Annotated in this window: 14 protein-coding genes and 1 rRNA gene; 11 read left to right on the top strand and 4 right to left on the bottom strand. The window is 72.0% G+C overall.

Annotation, left to right across the window (positions count from 1 at the left end; translation table 11 throughout):
* Positions 1-208 precede the first annotated feature (208 nt).
* The 3 genes from ABUW04_RS08995 to ABUW04_RS09005 all read left to right on the top strand — a co-directional run bounded on the left by ABUW04_RS08995 (position 209) and on the right by ABUW04_RS09005 (position 6,214).
* Entirely contained in the window at positions 209-478 is a 270-nt protein-coding gene (locus ABUW04_RS08995) for a WhiB family transcriptional regulator (protein ID WP_030264048.1), read from the top strand.
* Between the two features lie 225 nt (positions 479-703).
* Positions 704-4,708 (top strand): glycosyltransferase family 2 protein, encoded by a 4,005-nt coding sequence (locus tag ABUW04_RS09000; protein WP_380563890.1) that lies wholly within the window; start codon positions 704-706, stop codon positions 4,706-4,708.
* Between the two features lie 3 nt (positions 4,709-4,711).
* Positions 4,712-6,214 carry a DUF5719 family protein gene (locus ABUW04_RS09005; protein ID WP_051726439.1) on the top strand — a complete coding sequence of 501 codons (1,503 nt, stop codon included), beginning with the start codon at positions 4,712-4,714 and terminating at the stop codon, positions 6,212-6,214.
* Positions 6,215-6,253: 39 nt separating this feature from the next.
* On the opposite strand, the gene ABUW04_RS09010 is transcribed toward ABUW04_RS09005, so the two are convergent.
* On the bottom strand, positions 6,254-6,709 hold the full coding sequence (locus tag ABUW04_RS09010) for a metallopeptidase family protein (protein WP_380563891.1): 456 nt from the start codon (positions 6,707-6,709) through the stop codon (positions 6,254-6,256).
* 115 nt (positions 6,710-6,824) lie between these two features.
* Between ABUW04_RS09010 and ABUW04_RS09015 the strand changes: the two genes are divergently transcribed.
* From ABUW04_RS09015 to manA, 5 genes are all read left to right on the top strand, one after another.
* Entirely contained in the window at positions 6,825-7,196 is a 372-nt protein-coding gene (locus tag ABUW04_RS09015; protein ID WP_030264038.1) for a DUF3499 domain-containing protein, read from the top strand.
* A 98-nt stretch (positions 7,197-7,294) separates the two neighbouring features.
* Positions 7,295-8,680: a phosphomannomutase/phosphoglucomutase gene (locus tag ABUW04_RS09020; protein WP_380563892.1), complete on the top strand. Its 1,386-nt coding sequence runs from the start codon at positions 7,295-7,297 to the stop codon at positions 8,678-8,680.
* 242 nt (positions 8,681-8,922) lie between these two features.
* The gene (locus tag ABUW04_RS09025; protein ID WP_380563894.1) at positions 8,923-9,093 is read left to right on the top strand and encodes a Trm112 family protein; all 171 of its coding nucleotides are present in this window, start codon (positions 8,923-8,925) and stop codon (positions 9,091-9,093) included.
* Positions 9,094-9,127: 34 nt separating this feature from the next.
* Complete coding sequence (locus ABUW04_RS09030) at positions 9,128-10,456, top strand: SIS domain-containing protein (RefSeq protein WP_380563895.1); 1,329 nt, start codon at positions 9,128-9,130, stop codon at positions 10,454-10,456.
* A gap of 96 nt (positions 10,457-10,552) precedes the next feature.
* Positions 10,553-11,821: a mannose-6-phosphate isomerase, class I gene (gene manA / locus ABUW04_RS09035; RefSeq protein ID WP_380563896.1), complete on the top strand. Its 1,269-nt coding sequence runs from the start codon at positions 10,553-10,555 to the stop codon at positions 11,819-11,821.
* Positions 11,822-11,960: 139 nt separating this feature from the next.
* Here manA and ABUW04_RS09040 read toward each other — a convergent pair whose 3' ends face one another.
* From ABUW04_RS09040 to ABUW04_RS09050, 3 genes are all read right to left on the bottom strand, one after another.
* Positions 11,961-12,449: a hypothetical protein gene (locus ABUW04_RS09040; RefSeq protein WP_380563897.1), complete on the bottom strand. Its 489-nt coding sequence runs from the start codon at positions 12,447-12,449 to the stop codon at positions 11,961-11,963.
* Between the two features lie 58 nt (positions 12,450-12,507).
* The gene (locus tag ABUW04_RS09045; protein ID WP_030264025.1) at positions 12,508-13,338 is read right to left on the bottom strand and encodes a heavy metal-binding domain-containing protein; all 831 of its coding nucleotides are present in this window, start codon (positions 13,336-13,338) and stop codon (positions 12,508-12,510) included.
* Positions 13,339-13,431: 93 nt separating this feature from the next.
* Entirely contained in the window at positions 13,432-14,451 is a 1,020-nt protein-coding gene (locus tag ABUW04_RS09050; protein WP_157624087.1) for a heavy metal-binding domain-containing protein, read from the bottom strand.
* A gap of 400 nt (positions 14,452-14,851) precedes the next feature.
* On the opposite strand from ABUW04_RS09050, the gene ahcY reads away from it, so the two are divergent.
* The 3 genes from ahcY to ABUW04_RS09065 all read left to right on the top strand — a co-directional run.
* Entirely contained in the window at positions 14,852-16,300 is a 1,449-nt protein-coding gene (ahcY, locus tag ABUW04_RS09055; protein ID WP_030264019.1) for an adenosylhomocysteinase, read from the top strand.
* A gap of 117 nt (positions 16,301-16,417) precedes the next feature.
* On the top strand, positions 16,418-17,059 hold the full coding sequence (locus ABUW04_RS09060) for a hypothetical protein (protein ID WP_380563899.1): 642 nt from the start codon (positions 16,418-16,420) through the stop codon (positions 17,057-17,059).
* A gap of 496 nt (positions 17,060-17,555) precedes the next feature.
* Positions 17,556-17,657: ribosomal RNA gene (locus ABUW04_RS09065) — 16S ribosomal RNA — on the top strand; the annotation flags it as partial.

A 17,657-nucleotide genomic window follows, 5' to 3' on the forward strand; every position in this document is an offset into this window, starting at 1 on the left:
GGACGCGAATGACGGCTCATCCGGTTTGCCCGGTTATGCACACTTATGGTGGCGGCTTGGTTCCAGGGAGTGAATCCCGGGCCCAATACCAGAGCATGGCTTGACTGGGCCAGAGTTGCGCACTTGTAATTTCACTCGTGTCGTTCAGTCGCAAAGGCAACGACCGCACCACGGGGACGCACGCTGAAGAGGGGCAGGAGGCGCGCTGATGAGCGAGCTCTTTGAGTTGATGATCGCCGACGAGGACGCCGGCGAGGAAGAGCTTGGCTGGCAGGAACGCGCCTTGTGCGCCCAGACCGATCCTGAGTCGTTCTTCCCGGAGAAGGGGGGATCGACCAGGGAGGCAAAGAAGGTGTGCCTCGCCTGCGAGGTCCGTTCCGAATGCCTGGAGTACGCGCTGGCCAACGACGAGCGCTTCGGTATCTGGGGCGGCCTCTCCGAACGGGAGCGGCGCCGCCTCAAGAAGGCCGTGGTCTGATTCGAACCTCCGCAGAGCCCCGCCGACCATCCCGGGTCCACCCAGGTCGGCGGGGCTCTGACGCGTCCGCAGCGATGACCGGGTACCGGGCCCGGCCCGGGAGCACATCCGGAACCCCTGCCGCTGCTATTTCCACACCGGCACTCAACGCCCTCAGTCGCAACCGTTAGTGTGGGGCGCTCATCCAGCACTCAGCCACTCAGCGAACCGGGGCCACCCACCGCGATGACTGCCACAGCGACGAGTCCCTACGGCCAACCCGCTCCCCAGCGGCCCCCCGCCTACCCGAGGCACCTGGTCACCGCCGTCCTGGTCAGCCACGACGGCGCCCGCTGGCTGCCGCAGGCCCTGAACGGGCTGCTCGGCCAGGAGCGCCAGGTCCAGCGCGTCCTCGCGGCCGACACCGGCTCCGCCGACCAGTCGCTGCAACTGCTGTCCGACGCCCTCGGCCCGGACGCCGTGCACCAGTTCGGACGCCGCACCGGCTTCGGCACCGCCGTCAACGAGACCGTGCGCGCCACCTCGCCGCTGCGCCCCCACGACCTGCCCTACGCCATCTCCGCCAGCGGCTACGACCCGGTCGGCGGCGCCGCGCACGACCAGTTCGGCGACCCGCTGGGACACCACGACGAGCTCGCCGACGAGCAGTTCGGCGCGGGCACCTCGGTCGAACCGGTGGAATGGCTGTGGCTGCTCCACGACGACTGCGAACCCCGCCCCGACGCCCTGCTGAAGCTGCTGCAGGTGGCCGAGACCACCCCCAGCGCCGCCGTGGTCGGCCCCAAGCTGCGCAGCTGGTACGACCGCAGGCAACTGCTGGAGGTCGGCGTCAGCATCGCCCGCAGCGGGCGCCGTTGGACCGGCCTGGACCGGCGCGAGCAGGACCAGGGTCAGCGCGACCAGGTCCGTCCGGTGCTCTCGGTCTCCAGCGCCGGCATGCTGATCCGCCGCGACGTCTTCGAGGAACTGGGCGGCTTCGACCCGGTGCTGCCGCTGATGCGCGACGACGTCGACCTCTGCTGGCGGGTCGCCGCCGCGGGCCACCGCACCGTGGTCGCCCCCGACGCCGTGCTGCGGCACGCCGAGGCGGCCAGCCGCGAGCGCCGCCCGGTCGACTGCGCCCGCTCGGACCGCCCGCACCGGGTCGACAAGTCCGGCGCGGTCTACACCCTGCTGGTCAACTCCCGTACCGCGCTGCTGCCGTACCTGCTGCTGCGGATCACCCTCAGCACCGTGCTGCGGGCCCTCGGCTACCTGCTCGGCAAGACCCCCGGCCAGGCCGTGGACGAGTTCGCCGGGCTGGCCCAGGTGCTGCTGCGCTTCGGCCGGATCCTCGGCGGCCGGGTCCGCCGGGGGAGGACCCGCAGACCGGACGCGCTCGACGACCGCAGCCTGTTCCCCGCGCCCGGCGCGACCACCCGGGCCGCGGTGGAGAACCTGGTCGCCGAGTTCGCCGGGAAGACCGGCAACGAGGCCCAGTCCAGCCGGCACGGCTCGGTCGAGTCGGGCCCGGTCGACGACGACTCGGACTTCCTGGAGATCGAGCAGTTCGCCAGGATCAAGCGGATCGCCCGCAAGCCGGCCCCGGTGCTCTTCGCCGGACTGCTGGTGCTCACCCTGATCGCCTGCCGCGGCCTGCTCGGCAGCGGCACCCTCTACGGGGGCGCGCTGCTGCCCACCCCCGGCGGCGCCATGGAGCTGTGGCGGCAGTACGCCGCCTCCTGGCAGGCCACCGGCGTCGGTTCGTCCGGCGGGGCACCCCCGTACCTCGGCGTGCTGGCCGCGCTGGGGACGATCACCCTGGGCAACCCCGGGCTCGCGGTCACCCTGCTGCTGCTGCTCTCCGTGCCGCTGTCCGGGGTCTCCGCCTACCTGGTCTCCCGGCCGCTGATCGACTCCCGGCTGGTCCGGGCCTGGGCCAGCGCCGGCTACGCGCTGCTGCCCGCCGCGACCGGCGCGCTGGCGCAGGGCCGGCTCGGCACCGCGGTGCTGGCCATGCTGCTGCCGCCGCTGGCCCGCGCCGCGGCGATCGCCGTGGGCCTCGGCATCCGCAGCGAGACCGCGGCCAAGGGCGGACGCCCCGGCTGGCGCAGCGCCTGGGTCGCCGCCCTGCTGCTCACCCTCACCACCGCCTTCGTGCCGCTGGCCTGGCTGCTGGGCCTGCTGCTGGCCCTCGGCGCGCTGCTCGCCGCGTTCCTGCGCGGCGGCGCCTTCGGACAGGGCCCGGACGTGCTGCGCAGTCTCGGCCCGCGCTGCCTCGCCATCGTCGGCACCCCGCTGCTGGTGCTCGCGCCCTGGTCGCTGGGGCTGCTGACGCACCCGGCCCGGCTGCTGCTGGAGGCCGGCATCCCCGGCGCCGTCGGTGCCACCGCGACGCCCACCGGACTGCTGCTGCTCGACCCCGGAGGCAGCGGCGCAGTGCCCGGCATCCTGGTCGTCGGCATCGTGCTGGCCGCCCTCGCCGCGCTGCTGCGCGCCGACCGCCGCCGTGCGGTGGCGGTCGCCTGGGGCGCCGCCTCGGTCGCCATCCTCGGCGCGGTCCTGGTCGGCACCACCAAGGTCGTTCCGGGACCGGGGGCGCAGGCCGTCTCCGCCTGGGCCGGACCCGCCACCCTGATCGCCGGGATCGCGCTGCTGTCCGCCGCCGCCATCGGCGCCGACGGCGCCCGCGCCCGGGTCGCCGGCATCGACTTCGGCTGGCGCCAGCCGGTCGCCGCGCTGGTGCTGGTCACCGCCGGGCTGGCCCCCGTCGCCGCCGCCGGGTGGTGGCTGCTCAACGGCGCCGGCGGCCCGCTGCACCGCGGCAACGGCCAACTGGTCCCGGCCTTCATCGCCGAGCAGGCCGACACCGTCGACCAGATCCGCACCCTGGTGCTCAGCACCAGCAATAACGGAGGGGTCGTCAGCTACTCGCTGGCGCGCGGTGCCGGGCCCACCGTCGGCAGCGCCGAGACCACCATCGCGGCCGGACCCTCCAGCAACCTCAACGCGCTGGTGGCCAACCTGGTCGCCGGGGCTGGCGGTGACCAGGCCGACGCGCTGGCCGGGTACGCCATCCAGTACGTGCTGGTGCAGGCACCGGTCAGCACCAAGGTCAACGACACCCTGAACGCCACCGCGGGACTGACCCGGGTGAACCAGCAGCAGGACGCCAGCATCTGGCGGATCACCGCCAATGTGTCCAGGGCCGTCATCCAGACGCCCGGGGCCGCGGACACCGCCGTCCCCGCGGGTGCCGTCGCGGTCGACGCGACCATCCCGGCCGGGGCCGAGGGCCGGGTGCTGCGGATCGCCGACGCGGCCGACCCCGCCTGGCGGGCCACCGTGGACGGCAAGGCGCTGACGGCGGTCACCGTGGACGGCTGGGCGCAGGGCTTCCAACTGCCGGCGGCCGGCGGCCGGCTCGCGGTCAGCTACCACGAGAGCCCGGTGCACCTGGCCTGGATCGCCGGGCAGGGCTTCCTCGCCCTGGTGGTGCTGGTGCTGGCCCTTCCCGGGCGGCGCGACCACAACGACGACGACCTGCCGGACGAGGGCGACGTGGACCAGCAGGCGGCGGCCGAGCCGCCGCTGCCCGGTTCCCGCCGGGCCCGCCGCCTGGCGGCCGAGGACCCGGGCGCGGACGCCGGTACGGACGGCCGGGCCGGGGAACCGGCGGAGGCTCCGGCCGCGGCGGCTCCGGCGGGGGCTCCGGCCTTCGCGGAGGCGGCCGCCTTCCAGCAGCAGCCCGCCGCCGAGCCGTCCCCGTACCAGCAGCCCGTCCCGGACCAGCCGGTGTACGCGGCCTACCCCGGGCAGCAGTACCAGGACCCGGCGTACGGAGACCCGGCGTACCAGGACCCCGGCTACGCGGCGCAGGGCTATCCGGACGCCGGCTACCAGGACCCGGCGTACCAGGGCCCCGGCTACCAGGACCCGGCCTACCAGGGGCAGCCGTACCCGCCCTATCCGGAGCAGCCGCCGCAGCCGTACTACGACGAGCAGGGCTACCCGGTGCAGCCGCAGCAGTACGCCGATCCGCAGCAGTACGCCGACCCCCAGTACGCCCAGCAGCCCGCGCCCCCGCACGGCTACGACTGGAACGGCGGCGCGGCTCCGGCGGCGGTGCCCAACCAGGCCGGGGCCGCGCACGACGCGCCGGCCGGCGCCTACGGCTCGCTGCCGCCGGACGACCCGTGGCTGCAGGCGCAGCAGCCGGTCCGCCACCCGAACGACGAAGCCGGGAGCTGAGTGATGATCAGCCGTACCACCCAGTCCCTGCTCGCCGCCGTCGGTGTGCTGGCCCTCGCCGTCGGCATCGCCGAAGTGCATCCGCCGACCGGGCAGGCAGCGGTCACCGGGGCCACCGTGCTGACGGCGGTTCAGCACAGCACGCTCATCTGCCCGCCACCGCTGCAGGGCGGGAGCGGCAGCACCGGCTACAGCCTCGCCGTGCCGGGCGGGCTCGCCGGCGCCGGTTCGGCGGCCGCGAGCGGTTCCGGCAGCAGCGCCTCCGCCTCCAGCACTGCCAGCGGTGCCTCGCTCGGCAGCCTCACCGCCGGCGGGAACGGCTCCAAGGCGCTCGTCAAGCAGACCGCGGCCGGTGGCAGCACCACGGCCAAGGCGGTCGGCGGTGACAAGGCCCCGGCGCTGCTGGCCGAGTCCGACGGCAGCACCGCGCCCGGCTTCACGGTCCAGCAGATCACCAGCGGCATCGGCACGACGCTCTCGGGCACCGGCTGCACCGCCCCCGGCACCGAGTTCTGGTTCTCCGGGGCGGACACGGACAAGGGCAGCACCGACTACCTGGAGCTCAGCAACGCCGAGGCGACCGCGGCCGACGTGGACATCCAGATCCTCGGCCCCAACGGCGAGGTGGACAACACCACGGCCGCCAACATCAATGTGCCGGCCGGCGGCACCGCCTCACTGCTGCTGTCCACCCTGATCGGCCCGGGCAACGAGAACAGCTCGCTGGCGGTGCACGTGCTGGTCCGCAGCGGCCGGGTGGCCGCCGCCCTGCACGCCGACAGCGGCTCCAAGGGCGCCGACTGGATCCCAGCCACCACCGCGGCGGGTACCCAGGTCGTCTCCGGGCTGCCGGGCGACCTCAGCGACGCCACCCTGGTGGTGGCCGCCCCGGGGACGGACGACGCCGACCTGAAGGTGCAACTCGCCTCGCAGACCGGCTGGATCACGCCGGCCGGGCATGAGACCGTGCACGTCAAGGCAGGGATGGTGACCACGGTCGACCTCGGGAACATCACCCGCGGCCAGCCGGCGGCGCTGCGGCTCACCCCCACCGACCCCAAGCAGGCCACCCCGGTGGTCGCCGGGATCCAGGTGGTCCGCGGCGGCAAGAGCGGGACCGACACCGGCTACCTGGCCGGCAGCGGTTCGATCGGCCAGCGGGCCACGGCAGCCGGCAGCACCGGCAGCGACACCACGCTGCTGCTCACGGCCACCGACACGGCGGCCGTGGTGAAGGTCGGTACGGTCGGCTCCGGCTCCACCCCGACCAGCACCAGCGTCTCCATCCCGGCCGGGGCCACCGTGGCGGTGACCCCCAAGGCGCCGGGCAACGGAACGTACGCGGTGACGGTCGAACCGGTGTCCGGCGGCAGCGTCTACGCGGCGCGCATGATCACTCGTAAGAGCGGCTCGGTCCCGGCGTTCACCATCCAGCAGATGGTCGACGACCGCAGCACCGTGCAGATCCCGCACGCCCTGCAGGACAACTCGATCCTGACGCGCTGACAGCTCGGGGCGTCGGGGCGGGGGTCGGGTGGGACCGGGTCAGTCGCCGTCCGGGGCGGGGTCGACCGCGTCGGGGTCCATCCCGAGCAGCTCGGCGACCTGCTCCACGACGATCTCGTGGACCAGCGCGGCGCGCTCGTCGCGTCCCTTGGCCCGGGTCTCCACCGGCCGCCGGAACACCACGATCCGGTCCGGCCGGCCCTGGCCGGCCGGGATCAGCCGGCCCAGCGGCACGTCCTCGGCGCGGACGTTCTCCAGGTCCGCCTCCGGCTCCCCGGGCAGCGGGGCCGGGACGTCCTGCACGGCGAACTCCACCGTGGTCAACTGCGGCCAGCGTCGCTCCAGCCGCTCCACGGACTCGCGCACGTAGTCGTCGAAGAGCTCGGAGCGGCTGAGCGACAGCGGCACCTGCGGGGGCGCGAGCGGCCCGCGCAGTCCGCGGCCGTGCCGGTCACGTCGGCGAGGGCGACGGCCCGAGCCTGCTGGTCTGTCCATCCCGGCAGCTTAGAGGCTCCGAGGACCGCTGAACTCCGGCGACGCGGCGCCGGATTGCGGCGACACGGGGCGAGTCGTCGCGGACAGGTCGCCCGGTGAGGTACCGTCCATCGTCGTGAGCCCTGTACGTCGCTGTTCGCGCACCGCGTGCGGTCGTCCCGCCGTCGCGACGCTGACGTACGTCTACGCGGACTCGACCGCGGTCCTCGGCCCGCTCGCGACCTACGCCGAACCGCACTGCTACGACCTCTGCGCCGAGCACTCCGAGCGGCTCACCGCCCCCCGTGGTTGGGAGGTGGTACGGCTCACCGTCGACTCCGGCCCGATCCGGCCCAGCGGCGACGATCTCGAAGCCCTGGCCAACGCGGTCCGTGAGGCGGCCAAGCCACCGGTGCGCCGTCAGGACGGCGGCAGCCCGGCCGACCCCACCGAGGTCGGCCGACGGGGCCACCTCCGGGTGCTGCGGTCGCCCGACCCGCAGCAGTAGCCTGCTCACAGCCCGTCCTTAACATGCACCGGGTAATCTCCCCCTACCAGCTGTGACCGCAGACCTGTGACCGCAGACCAGAATGGCGGAGATCCCGAGTGCGTGACCTGAAGCAGATCGTGAAGGCGTACGACGTGCGCGGCGTCGTCCCCGACCAGTGGGACGTGCCGCTCGCCCGCGCCTTCGGTGCCGCTTTCGTACTCGTCACCGGTGCGGACGCGATCGTCACCGGACACGACATGCGCCCCTCCTCCCCGGGGCTGTCCCGGGCCTTCGCCGAGGGGGCCGCGGCCCAGGGCGCCGACGTGGTCGAGATCGGTCTCTGCTCCACCGACCAGCTCTACTTCGCCAGCGGCAAGCTCGACCTGCCCGGCGCCATGTTCACCGCGAGCCACAACCCGGCCCAGTACAACGGCATCAAGATGTGCCGGGCCGGCGCCTCCCCGGTCGGTGAGGACACCGGCCTGGTGGATATCCGCGAACTGGTCGAGTCCTGGACCGCCGAGGACGACACTGTCACCGTCCCCGCCTCGGACGCCGCTACCGGGACCATCACCCAGCAGGACGAGCTGCAGCCCTACGCCGACCACCTGAACGGGCTGGTCGACCTCAGCGGCATCCGCCCCTTGAAGGTCGCCGTGGACGCGGGCAACGGCATGGGCGGCCACACCGTGCCCACCGTGCTCGGCGGCCTGCCGCTGGAGATCGTGCCGATGTACTTCGAGCTCGACGGCACCTTCCCCAACCACGAGGCCAACCCGCTGGACCCGAAGAACCTGGTCGATCTGCAGGCCAAGGTCCGCGAGGTGGGCGCCGACATCGGTCTCGCCTTCGACGGCGACGCCGACCGCTGCTTCGTCGTCGACGAGCGCGGCGAGCCGGTCTCGCCCTCCGCCATCACCGCCCTGGTCGCCGTGCGCGAACTGGCCCGGGCCAAGGCGGACGGTGAGGAGCAGCCGACGATCATCCACAATCTGATCACCTCCTGGAGCGTCCCCGAGGTCGTCCGCGAGCACGGCGGCAAGGTCGTCCGCACCCGCGTCGGACACTCCTTCATCAAGCAGGAGATGGCCCGCACCGGCGCCGTCTTCGGCGGCGAGCACTCCGCGCACTACTACTTCCGCGACTTCTGGCGCGCCGACACCGGCATGCTGGCCGCCATGCACGTGCTGGCCGCCCTCGGCACCCAGCAGGGCACCCTGTCCGAGCTGGTGGCCGAGTACGACCGCTACGCCGCCTCCGGCGAGATCAACAGCACCGTCGCGGACCAGGCCGCGAGCAGCGCCGCCGTCCGCGAGGCCTACGCCGCGACCCCGGGGGTGACCTTCGACGAGCTCGACGGTATGACCGTCACCGCCGGGGACTGGTGGTTCAACCTCCGTGCCTCCAACACCGAGCCGCTGCTCCGGCTCAATGTCGAGGCCCGCGACGAGGCGACCATGGCGAAGGTCCGCGACGACGTGCTCGCCATCGTCCGCGGCTGACGGTCCGTCGGTCCGTCGGTCCGTCGGTCCGTCGGTCCGTCGGTCCGTCGGTCCGTCGGTCCGGCCGGGTCTACCGGTCTTTCCGGGCCGGCCGGCCCGGCCCGCGCCGAACTGCTGTGTCCCGTACCGCCGCCGTGCCCCTGCCGTCCCGGCCTGCCGGGCGGCGGCGGTACGGTAGCCATCAGGGGCGGAACGCCGCCCCTGTCCCCATCCGTCCCGTCCCCTCTCGGAGCGCACCGGCCATGAGCATCGACCCCGCCCTGCTGGAGATCTTCGCCTGCCCGCAGTGCCACGCCCCGCTGCGCGAGTCGGAGCAGGAACTCATCTGCACCTCCGCCGACTGCGGCCTGGCCTACCCCGTACGCGACGGCATCCCGGTGCTGCTCATCGACGAGGCCCGGCGCTCGGCCTGACCGCCGCCACCGTCCCCGCCCGGGAGGCCAACGCATGATCGAGGAATGGGTGCTCGACAACCCCGACGAGTTGGCGCGTGCCGACGACACCGAGGTCCTGCTCGATCTGGCCTCCGCCGGGGCCACCGTGCGCACCGCGGTCCGCTTGGCCGGGGAGGCCGGCCTCGACCGGCTCAACCCCGAAGGGCGGCCCCGGGCGGTCTTCGTCGCCGGCCACGGCACCGCCGCCCTGGCCGGGGAACTGCTGGCCGCCCTCGGCAACGGCAGCTGTCCGGTCACCGTGCTCCGCCCGAGCACCGCGGACGACCCCGCAGGCTCCGCCATCGCCTTCACCTCCGCCCTGGTGTGGAACCTGCCCGGTTGGGCAGGACCGTCCGATCTGCTGCTCGCGCTGTCCGGCACCGGGACCGAGCCCGGCCTGGTCTCCCTGCTGGAGCAGGGCTATGCCCGCGGCTGCTCCAACGTCGTCGTCGCCCCGGCGGACAGCCCGCTCTCCGAGGCGGCGCTGCAGACCCGGGGCCTGCCACTGCCCTTCGTGCCCCCGACCGGGGCACCGGGCCACCGCACCGCGTTCCGGGAGGGTGACCTGCCCCGGGAGCTCCCCTCGTCGCTCTGGGGTCTGCTCGCCCCGGCCCTCGCCCTCACCGACCTGGTCGGAGTGGTCGATGCCGGGCCCGGCTCGGTGCAGGCCGCGGCCGACCGGCTCGACGAGGTCGCGGTGCGCTGCCGGCCCGGCGCGGAGACCTATGGCAACCCGGCCAAGACCCTCGCGGTGCAGCTCGACGGGGTGCTGCCGCTGCTGTGGAGCGACGGCCCCTGCACCGGAGCGGTGGCCCTGAGGTTCGCCGCCGTGCTGGCCGACCTGGCGGGTCGCCCGGCCGTCCCGGCAAGCCTGCCCGAGGCCCTGAGCACCCAGTACGGCCTGCTGGCCGGACACCTCGCGCCCGATCCCGACGAGGACGACTTCTTCCGGGACCGGACCGAGGACGGGGCCGAGCTCAGGCTCAAGGTGCTGCTGTTGCACCGCTCGCCGGAGCCGGAGCAGCACCCCGACCAGTACCTCGACCCGCAACCCGACCACCGCTCGGATCACCGCTCTGACCGGGCCGTCGACGAACGGGCCGACCAGCAGGTCGACCGCGGCCCGTCCCGGCCGCCGTCCTCGCGTCGGATCCTGGCCCGGGCGCGACGCCTTGCCACGGACCATCAGATCGCCGTCGGCGAGCTGGTCAGCGCGCACTCCGACGACCTGGAAGCGATCGCGGAACTCGTCGCCCTGACCGACTTCGCCGCCGCCTACCTCGGTCTCGCCTCCTCCGGCGCCGCCGACGTCGCCGCCGGAGCGGCACCGGCCGACACCTAGAACTCCCATGGACAGAACTCTCATGGACAGAACTCCCGTGGAACGGCCGACCACCGGAACCTCCTCTCATTGACCGCCAGAATCAGGAATCTCACCGTGGACCGCCTCAGCAACACCATCCGTCCCTACGCCTGGGGTTCCCGTACCGCCCTGCCGGCCCTGCTCGGCACCCCGGCCACCGGCGAGCCGCAGGCCGAGCTGTGGATGGGCGCCCACCCCGGCGCGCCCTCCACCGTCGCCCGGGAGCGCGGTCCGCAGACCCTGGACGCCGTCATCGCCGCCGACCCCGAGGGCGAGCTCGGCTCAGCGGTCGTGGAGCGCTTCGGCCCCACCCTTCCCTTCCTGTTCAAGGTCCTGGCCGCGGGCGAGCCGCTCTCGCTCCAGGTGCACCCGGACCTGGAGCAGGCCAAGGCCGGGTTCGCCGACGAGGAGCGCCGCGGCGTGCCCATCGACGCCCCCTACCGCAACTACAAGGACGCCAACCACAAGCCCGAACTCATCTGCGCCCTCGACGACGCCGACGCCGGCGCGTTCGAAGGGCTCTGCGGATTCCGCGCACCGGACGAGACCGCCCGGCTCCTGGAGAGCCTGGCCGTACCCGCACTCGCGCCACTGGTCGAGCTCCTGCGCTCCAAGCCCGAGGAGGAGGCCCTCCGCGAGGCGCTGACCCTCGTCCTCACCACCGACCCGGCCAGGGTCCGCGAAACCGTGGCCGACACCGCCGCCGCCCTGGAGCGCGCCGCCGCGGACCGGCCCGGCGACCTGTCCGCGGAGATCCACTCCGCCCTGGCTTCCTACGCCGCCCTCGGCCGTGCGTTCCCGGACGACCCCGGGGCCATCGCGGCGCTGCTCCTCAACCACGTCCGGCTGCAGCCGGGCGAGGCGCTCTACCTCGGCGCCGGGATCCCGCACGCCTACCTCAGCGGCATCGGCGTCGAACTCATGGCCAACTCGGACAATGTGCTCCGCTGCGGGCTGACGCCCAAGCACGTGGACGTCCCCGAACTGCTCCGTATCGTTCACTTCCGCAGCACCGACCCCGGCGTGCTGCGCCCCGTCCCGGTCCCCGACTCGGACGGCGAGGAGCTCTACCCGACGCCCATCGACGAGTTCCGGCTCTCCCGCTACCTGCTGGACCCGGCCGACGCCGACAGCCACCGCATTCCCACGAGGACTCCGCAGATCCTGCTCTGCACCGAGGGGACCGCGGTCCTCACCGACGCGGACGGCGGCTCACTCACTCTTCGTCGCGGTGAATCCGCGTTCATTCCCGCCCACGGCCGAGGTACCGACCTGCTCGTCACCGGGGCATCCGCCGGAGCCCGCAGCACGGTGTTCCGTGCCACGGTCTCGCTGACCCAATAAGTACACCCGGGGACCGACAGACGCCCCGGGTTCCGGCGGAAAAGACCGGAACCCGGGGCGAATACCACTCGGACGAGTGATGCCGGGTCGAACCCCTTGCTGAACCCCCTCGCTGAACCCCTCGGACGAGCCGCCGGGGTCAGCCCCCGAGCACCAGCTTCTGCAGTGCGGCCCGGGCCCGGGCGTCTGAGCGCGCCCGCAGCGAGACCGCAGTCGCCAGCGCGGTGGCCCACTCGTCCAGGGCCACCGGCTTGCGGGACAGCACGACCCCGCGCACCACGGTGGCGACCTCGCCCTGGGGGCGTCCGTGCGCGAGTGTGAGGATCAGCCGCCGGTCGTCCAGCGAGACCTCGAGCTTCTCGACTCTGCCCTCCCGGCCGGCCAGCCGGTCCCCGACCGACCGCTTGCGCTCGAAGGCCACCGACCCGGGCGGCAGCGCGTCGGCCAGCGAATCGGTCAGCACCCTGACATAGATGTCCAGGTCCGCCGAATCCTGGCGCAACGCGGCCGCCAGCATGTCGATCGACGCCTCCGGAGCCTCGGCCACGCCGTCGACGGCACCGTCCGCGCCCTCGACGGTGCCGTTCAGGTCCTCCGGCCGCGCGGGCAACGGGTCCTGCTCACTCATCGTCCATCCCCTGCGTCGTCCATCCCTGCGTCAACACCAACCGGACCTTGGAAGCTTCTCACCCGTCGAGGCTCAGCACCATCGTCGGCCGCTCGATCTCGTGGTCGGCCCGCAGCGGGCGCACCGCCGTGCCGATGGAGAAGAACTCGGTGGTGTGACCGCCCCAGCGGTGGTTGTGCGCGTTCAGCTGCACACCGACGACGCCCTCGGCGTGCAGCGCCTCCGCCTCCGCCTGCATCCGCGCCATGGCCAGCTCGCGGGCGTCGTAGAGGGCCTGGGTGAACTGCTCGATCTCCACGTTCTTGCCGAGGTTGGAGAAGACCGCGCCCATCTTCTGGTGGGCGATGTGGTAGACGCAGGTGCCCATCACCATGCCCAGCGGTGCGTAGCCGGCCCGGATCAGGGTCCAGAAGTCCTGGCCGGACAGGTCCGAGGTGAAGGGCTGGCCCTTGTTGTTCCGCCAGCTGCCACCGCCGGGGGGCGGGTTGTCCGCCTTCACGGCGGTGCCGATCGCGATGAACTCGGCCACGTCGTTGCCGAACTCGCGCGCCTCGACCGTGAGCCGCACCCCGACGATCCCGTCCGCACCCAGTGCCGCGGCCTCGGCCTCCATCCGGGTCATGGCCAACTCGCGGGCGTGGTACATGGCCTGACTGAGCGTCTCCAGTTCCTGGTTCTTGCCCCAGCGGCCGATCTGGATGCCCACGTGGTAGATCGAGCTGCCCAGCACCAGGCCGATCGGCTTGAAGCCGGCCTCCCGCACCAGCAGGAACTCGTTCACCGACAGGTCACTGGTGAAGATCGAACCGGGCTTGCCCGGCTCCAGCTCGGCCAGCCGCCGCATCGCATCTGCCGGAACACCCTGGGCGTTCGGCTCCGTGTTCGTCATCTCGCTACCCCTCGTCACACCAAGCAGTTCGGACAGTCGGTCGGACAGTCGGTTTGGTTCCAGTGGGTTCGGCCGGCCGGTGGCCCGGAGGCGCTAGCCACCCGTCTCGTTCAGTTCCTGCACCAGCCGCTGGTACTGCGCCCGGTCCCCGTAGGGGCTGGACGCGACGGCGGCCAGCCGCCGCTTCAGCAACTCGCCGCGGTCGCCCAGAGGCATCACCGAGAGCGTCCGGGGAGGCTCGCGCCGGGCCTTGAACCTGGCGATGGTGGTGCCCACCATCGTCGACTCGGCGACATGGTCCTCCTGCTCGGAGTTGCTGCGGTTGCGGGCGCGCAGGCAGGACTCGCGCCAGACCCGCAGATCGCTGCTGGCCATGATGACCGCGTCGCCGCCCTGCCGGGAGCCCTGGAGCTGCAACTGCCGGCGGGCGTCGGAGCGCACCTCGTGGATCAGGTCGCTCCACCCGGTCACCTCGATATTGCGCCAGGAATAGCTCTGCGACTGGGTGCGGTAGTCGTCGTGGCGCACTCCGATCGACATCCCCACCAGCAGCTCGACCGGCACCCACCCGGAGGCGACCAGTTTGCCGAAGCCCTGCCCGTCCAGGTGCGAGGTGAACGGGTGCTTCGGCCGCACCGGCCCCTGCGCCCGTACCGCCGTCCCGATCACCTTGAACTCCAGGCAGTTCGGCTGGGCCGCGAACGGGGCCATGGTGAGGGCCGCCGACACCACCCCGTCGCCGCCCAGCGCCAGGCACTCCGCCGTCATCCGCTGCAGCGCGCTCTGCCGTGCGTTGTTGAAGACGGCCACCAGCGCCGCAGCCGGCGACCCCTGCCCGGACACCGCGATCGGCGCGTTGCCCACATTGCCGTAGCTGAAGCCGTAGCCGGCTCCGGGGAAGAGGCAGTCGTGATAGCCCCAGTAGCGGCCGCTCCGGCCGACGTGGTAGACCGCCGACCCCATCACCTGCCCGACCGGCTCGAACCCGACCGAACGGATCGCCGCGAACTCCCCGGTCGACAATGCCGAGGTCCAGGTTCCGCTCGCCCTGACCTCGGCCATGCGCTCAGCGGCCGCAGGCGGCAGCCCGCTGCCGCTCCAAGGCACCGACATCCACTCCACCCCATCCGCCGCGTCCCCAGGACGCGCCCCAGGACGAAGATTCGACCGTGCGTATCGGAATGTACGCCTGTCCTCTCGAATCCATCACACACCCCCGAGGCCGAATCCTGCAGTCCCGCGGGCAGCGCGTCGGCGGGTCGGTGTAGATTCGTCACAGAGCCAGACGTCGCTGCTGATGGCGGTCGGTGAGTTCGGGCAGGTCGTCCCGCGAGGGAGGACGTGCTCCGGGCCAGCCGAGGGAGAGAGGGCCTCCGACGCACTGGGCCGCACCAGGTACGACCCCGCAGGCCCGCGCATCCGCGCGACGTCGGCGCTGTTCGTCGTGCCTGCGGTCCACACTGCCCGGGCCGGCGCAGCCGGCGCCTCGTAGCGATAGCGATGGAGACCAAGCATGTCCGCAACTCCCACCGGTGACTTCAAGGTTGCCGACCTCTCCCTGGCCGCCTTCGGGCGCAAGGAGATCCAGCTGGCCGAGCACGAGATGCCCGGCCTGATGTCCATCCGCAAGGAGTACGCGGCCTCGCAGCCGCTGGCCGGCGCCCGCATCACCGGCTCGCTCCACATGACCATCCAGACCGCCGTGCTCATCGAGACGCTCACCGCGCTGGGTGCCGACGTCCGCTGGTGTTCCTGCAACATCTTCTCCACCCAGGACCACGCCGCCGCCGCGATCGCGGTCGGCCCCGAGGGCACCCCCGAGAACCCGCAGGGCGTCCCGGTCTTCGCCTGGAAGGGCGAGACGCTGGAGGACTACTGGTGGTGCACCGAGCAGGCGCTCACCTGGCCCGGCGAGGTCGGCCCCAACATGATCCTCGACGACGGCGGCGACGCCACGATGCTGATCCACAAGGGCGTCGAGTTCGAGAAGGCCGGCGCCGCACCGGACCCCTCGACCGCTGACAACGACGAGTTCCGGATCGTCCTGGAGGTGCTCAACCGCACGCTCAAGGAGTCCCCGCGCAAGTGGACCGAGGCCGCCGCCGCGATCAAGGGCGTCACCGAGGAGACCACCACCGGCGTGCACCGCCTGTACGAGATGTTCCGCGACGGCAGCCTGCTGTTCCCGGCCATCAACGTCAACGACGCCGTCACCAAGTCGAAGTTCGACAACAAGTACGGCTGCCGCCACTCGCTGATCGACGGCATCAACCGCGCCACCGACGTCCTCATCGGCGGCAAGGTCGCCGTGGTCTGCGGCTACGGCGACGTCGGCAAGGGCTGCGCCGAGTCGCTCCGCGGCCAGGGCGCCCGCGTCATCGTCACCGAGGTCGACCCGATCTGCGCCCTGCAGGCGGCGATGGACGGCTACCAGGTCACCACCCTGGACGACGTCGTCGGCATCGCCGACATCTTCATCACCACCACCGGCAACAAGGACATCATCCTTGCCAGCCAGATGGAGAAGATGAAGCACCAGGCCATCGTCGGCAACATCGGCCACTTCGACAACGAGATCGACATCGCCGGCCTCTCCAAGCTGCCGGGCATCGTCCGGACCGAGGTCAAGCCGCAGGTCCACGAGTGGCGCTTCGCGGACGGCCACACCATCATCATGCTGTCCGAGGGCCGCCTGCTGAACCTGGGCAACGCGACCGGTCACCCGTCGTTCGTGATGTCCAACTCCTTCGCGAACCAGACCATCGCGCAGATCGAGCTCTTCACCAAGACCGAGGAGTACCCGGTCGGCGTCTACGTGCTGCCCAAGCACCTGGACGAGAAGGTCGCCCGCCTCCACCTGGACGCCCTGGGCGTCAAGCTCACCGTTCTGACGGACGAGCAGGCCGCCTACATCGGCGTCCCGGTCGAGGGCCCGTACAAGCCGGAGCAGTACCGCTACTGATCCGGCGGCGGCACTGACAGCGGTAGCGCTGTGAGTAGTCTCCAGTGAGCGTTGGTGTGGCCGGCCTCCCGACCCCGGGAGGCCGGCCACACCGCTGTCCACCCATAGAGTCGGACCATGCCCAGCGGCCGCTACTCCTTCCACGACACGCACGACGACACCCCTCTCGGCGAGGAACGCTTCAGCTGCGCCCGCGGCCCCTCCGGCTGGCGCTACACAGCGCAGACCTTCTCCGCCTCGGGCGAGCCCGAGGGCTCGATCGACCTCACCCTCGACCTGCACAGCCGCCCGCTCCGGCTGGAGCTCCGGCACCGGGGCTGGCAGATCCGCGGCGGCCTGCTGGACGGCCTCAGCTGGGTCCGCAGCCACCAGGACGACCCCATCGGCGAGCACGCCCGCGAGGGCACCGAGCGCGCCCACGCCTTCATGGGCCGCTCCCCGGCCTTCCTCGTCGCCACGGCCCGCCTGCTGCGGCTCCAGCCCGGCGGCGCGACCCGGCTGCGCCTGGTGCACTTCACCGATCCGGTGCTGGCACCGCACACCATCGACCAGGGCTGGACCCTTGAGGCCACCGACACCCACGCCACCGACAGCGGCCCGCTCCTGGTCGAGCGCTACCGCGTCGCCGACCTGGGCACGGGCGAGGAGAGCATCGTCCACCTGGCCGGCGACGTCCTGCTTGCGGCCCCGGGCATCGAGCTGGAGCAGCTGGAAACTCCCCCCAGCAAAGCCGTTGACGGGCCTGCCGAGGCCGGGTAGGTTCAAGCAGTTGCCTGCGATTGGACAAGTCGCATGGCAGGTGAGTAGTCTCTGACACCTCGCCCCCGAGGGCAGTCGAAATCCAGCAGGGAATCTGGCAGAAATGCCGAGTCGATGCTGTTCGCGCTGTGACGGGGATGCGGGCCGCGAAAGCGGGTCAGAAAGCCTGATAAGCTTTCTGACAACGGCGGGGAAATTCGCCGCCAGTGCAGCTGGAAACGGAATTCGACTGGTTCGACCGGCCGAAACGAATCTGCTAAGCTGGAAAACGAAGGAAGCGCCCGGAGGGCCGGTGTGAAAGCCGCTCGAAGGAAGCGTCCGTACCTTGAGAACTCAACAGCGTGCCAAAAGTCAACGCCAAATGTTGATACCCCGTCCGCCTGCAATTCTGTGGGTGGTCGAGGTTCCTTTGGGAAACAGTTTTACATTTATAGCGAGGACGCAGTGCACGGGACCGCCTATTCCGGTGGTTGCTGTGCCGCTCTTGCGTGAGACATTCACGGAGAGTTTGATCCTGGCTCAGGACGAACGCTGGCGGCGTGCTTAACACATGCAAGTCGAACGGTGAAGCCCTTCGGGGTGGATCAGTGGCGAACGG

Source organism: Streptacidiphilus jeojiensis, from assembly GCF_042510965.1.
In the GTDB taxonomy this organism is placed as follows: Bacteria; Actinomycetota; Actinomycetes; order Streptomycetales; family Streptomycetaceae; genus Streptacidiphilus; species Streptacidiphilus jeojiensis.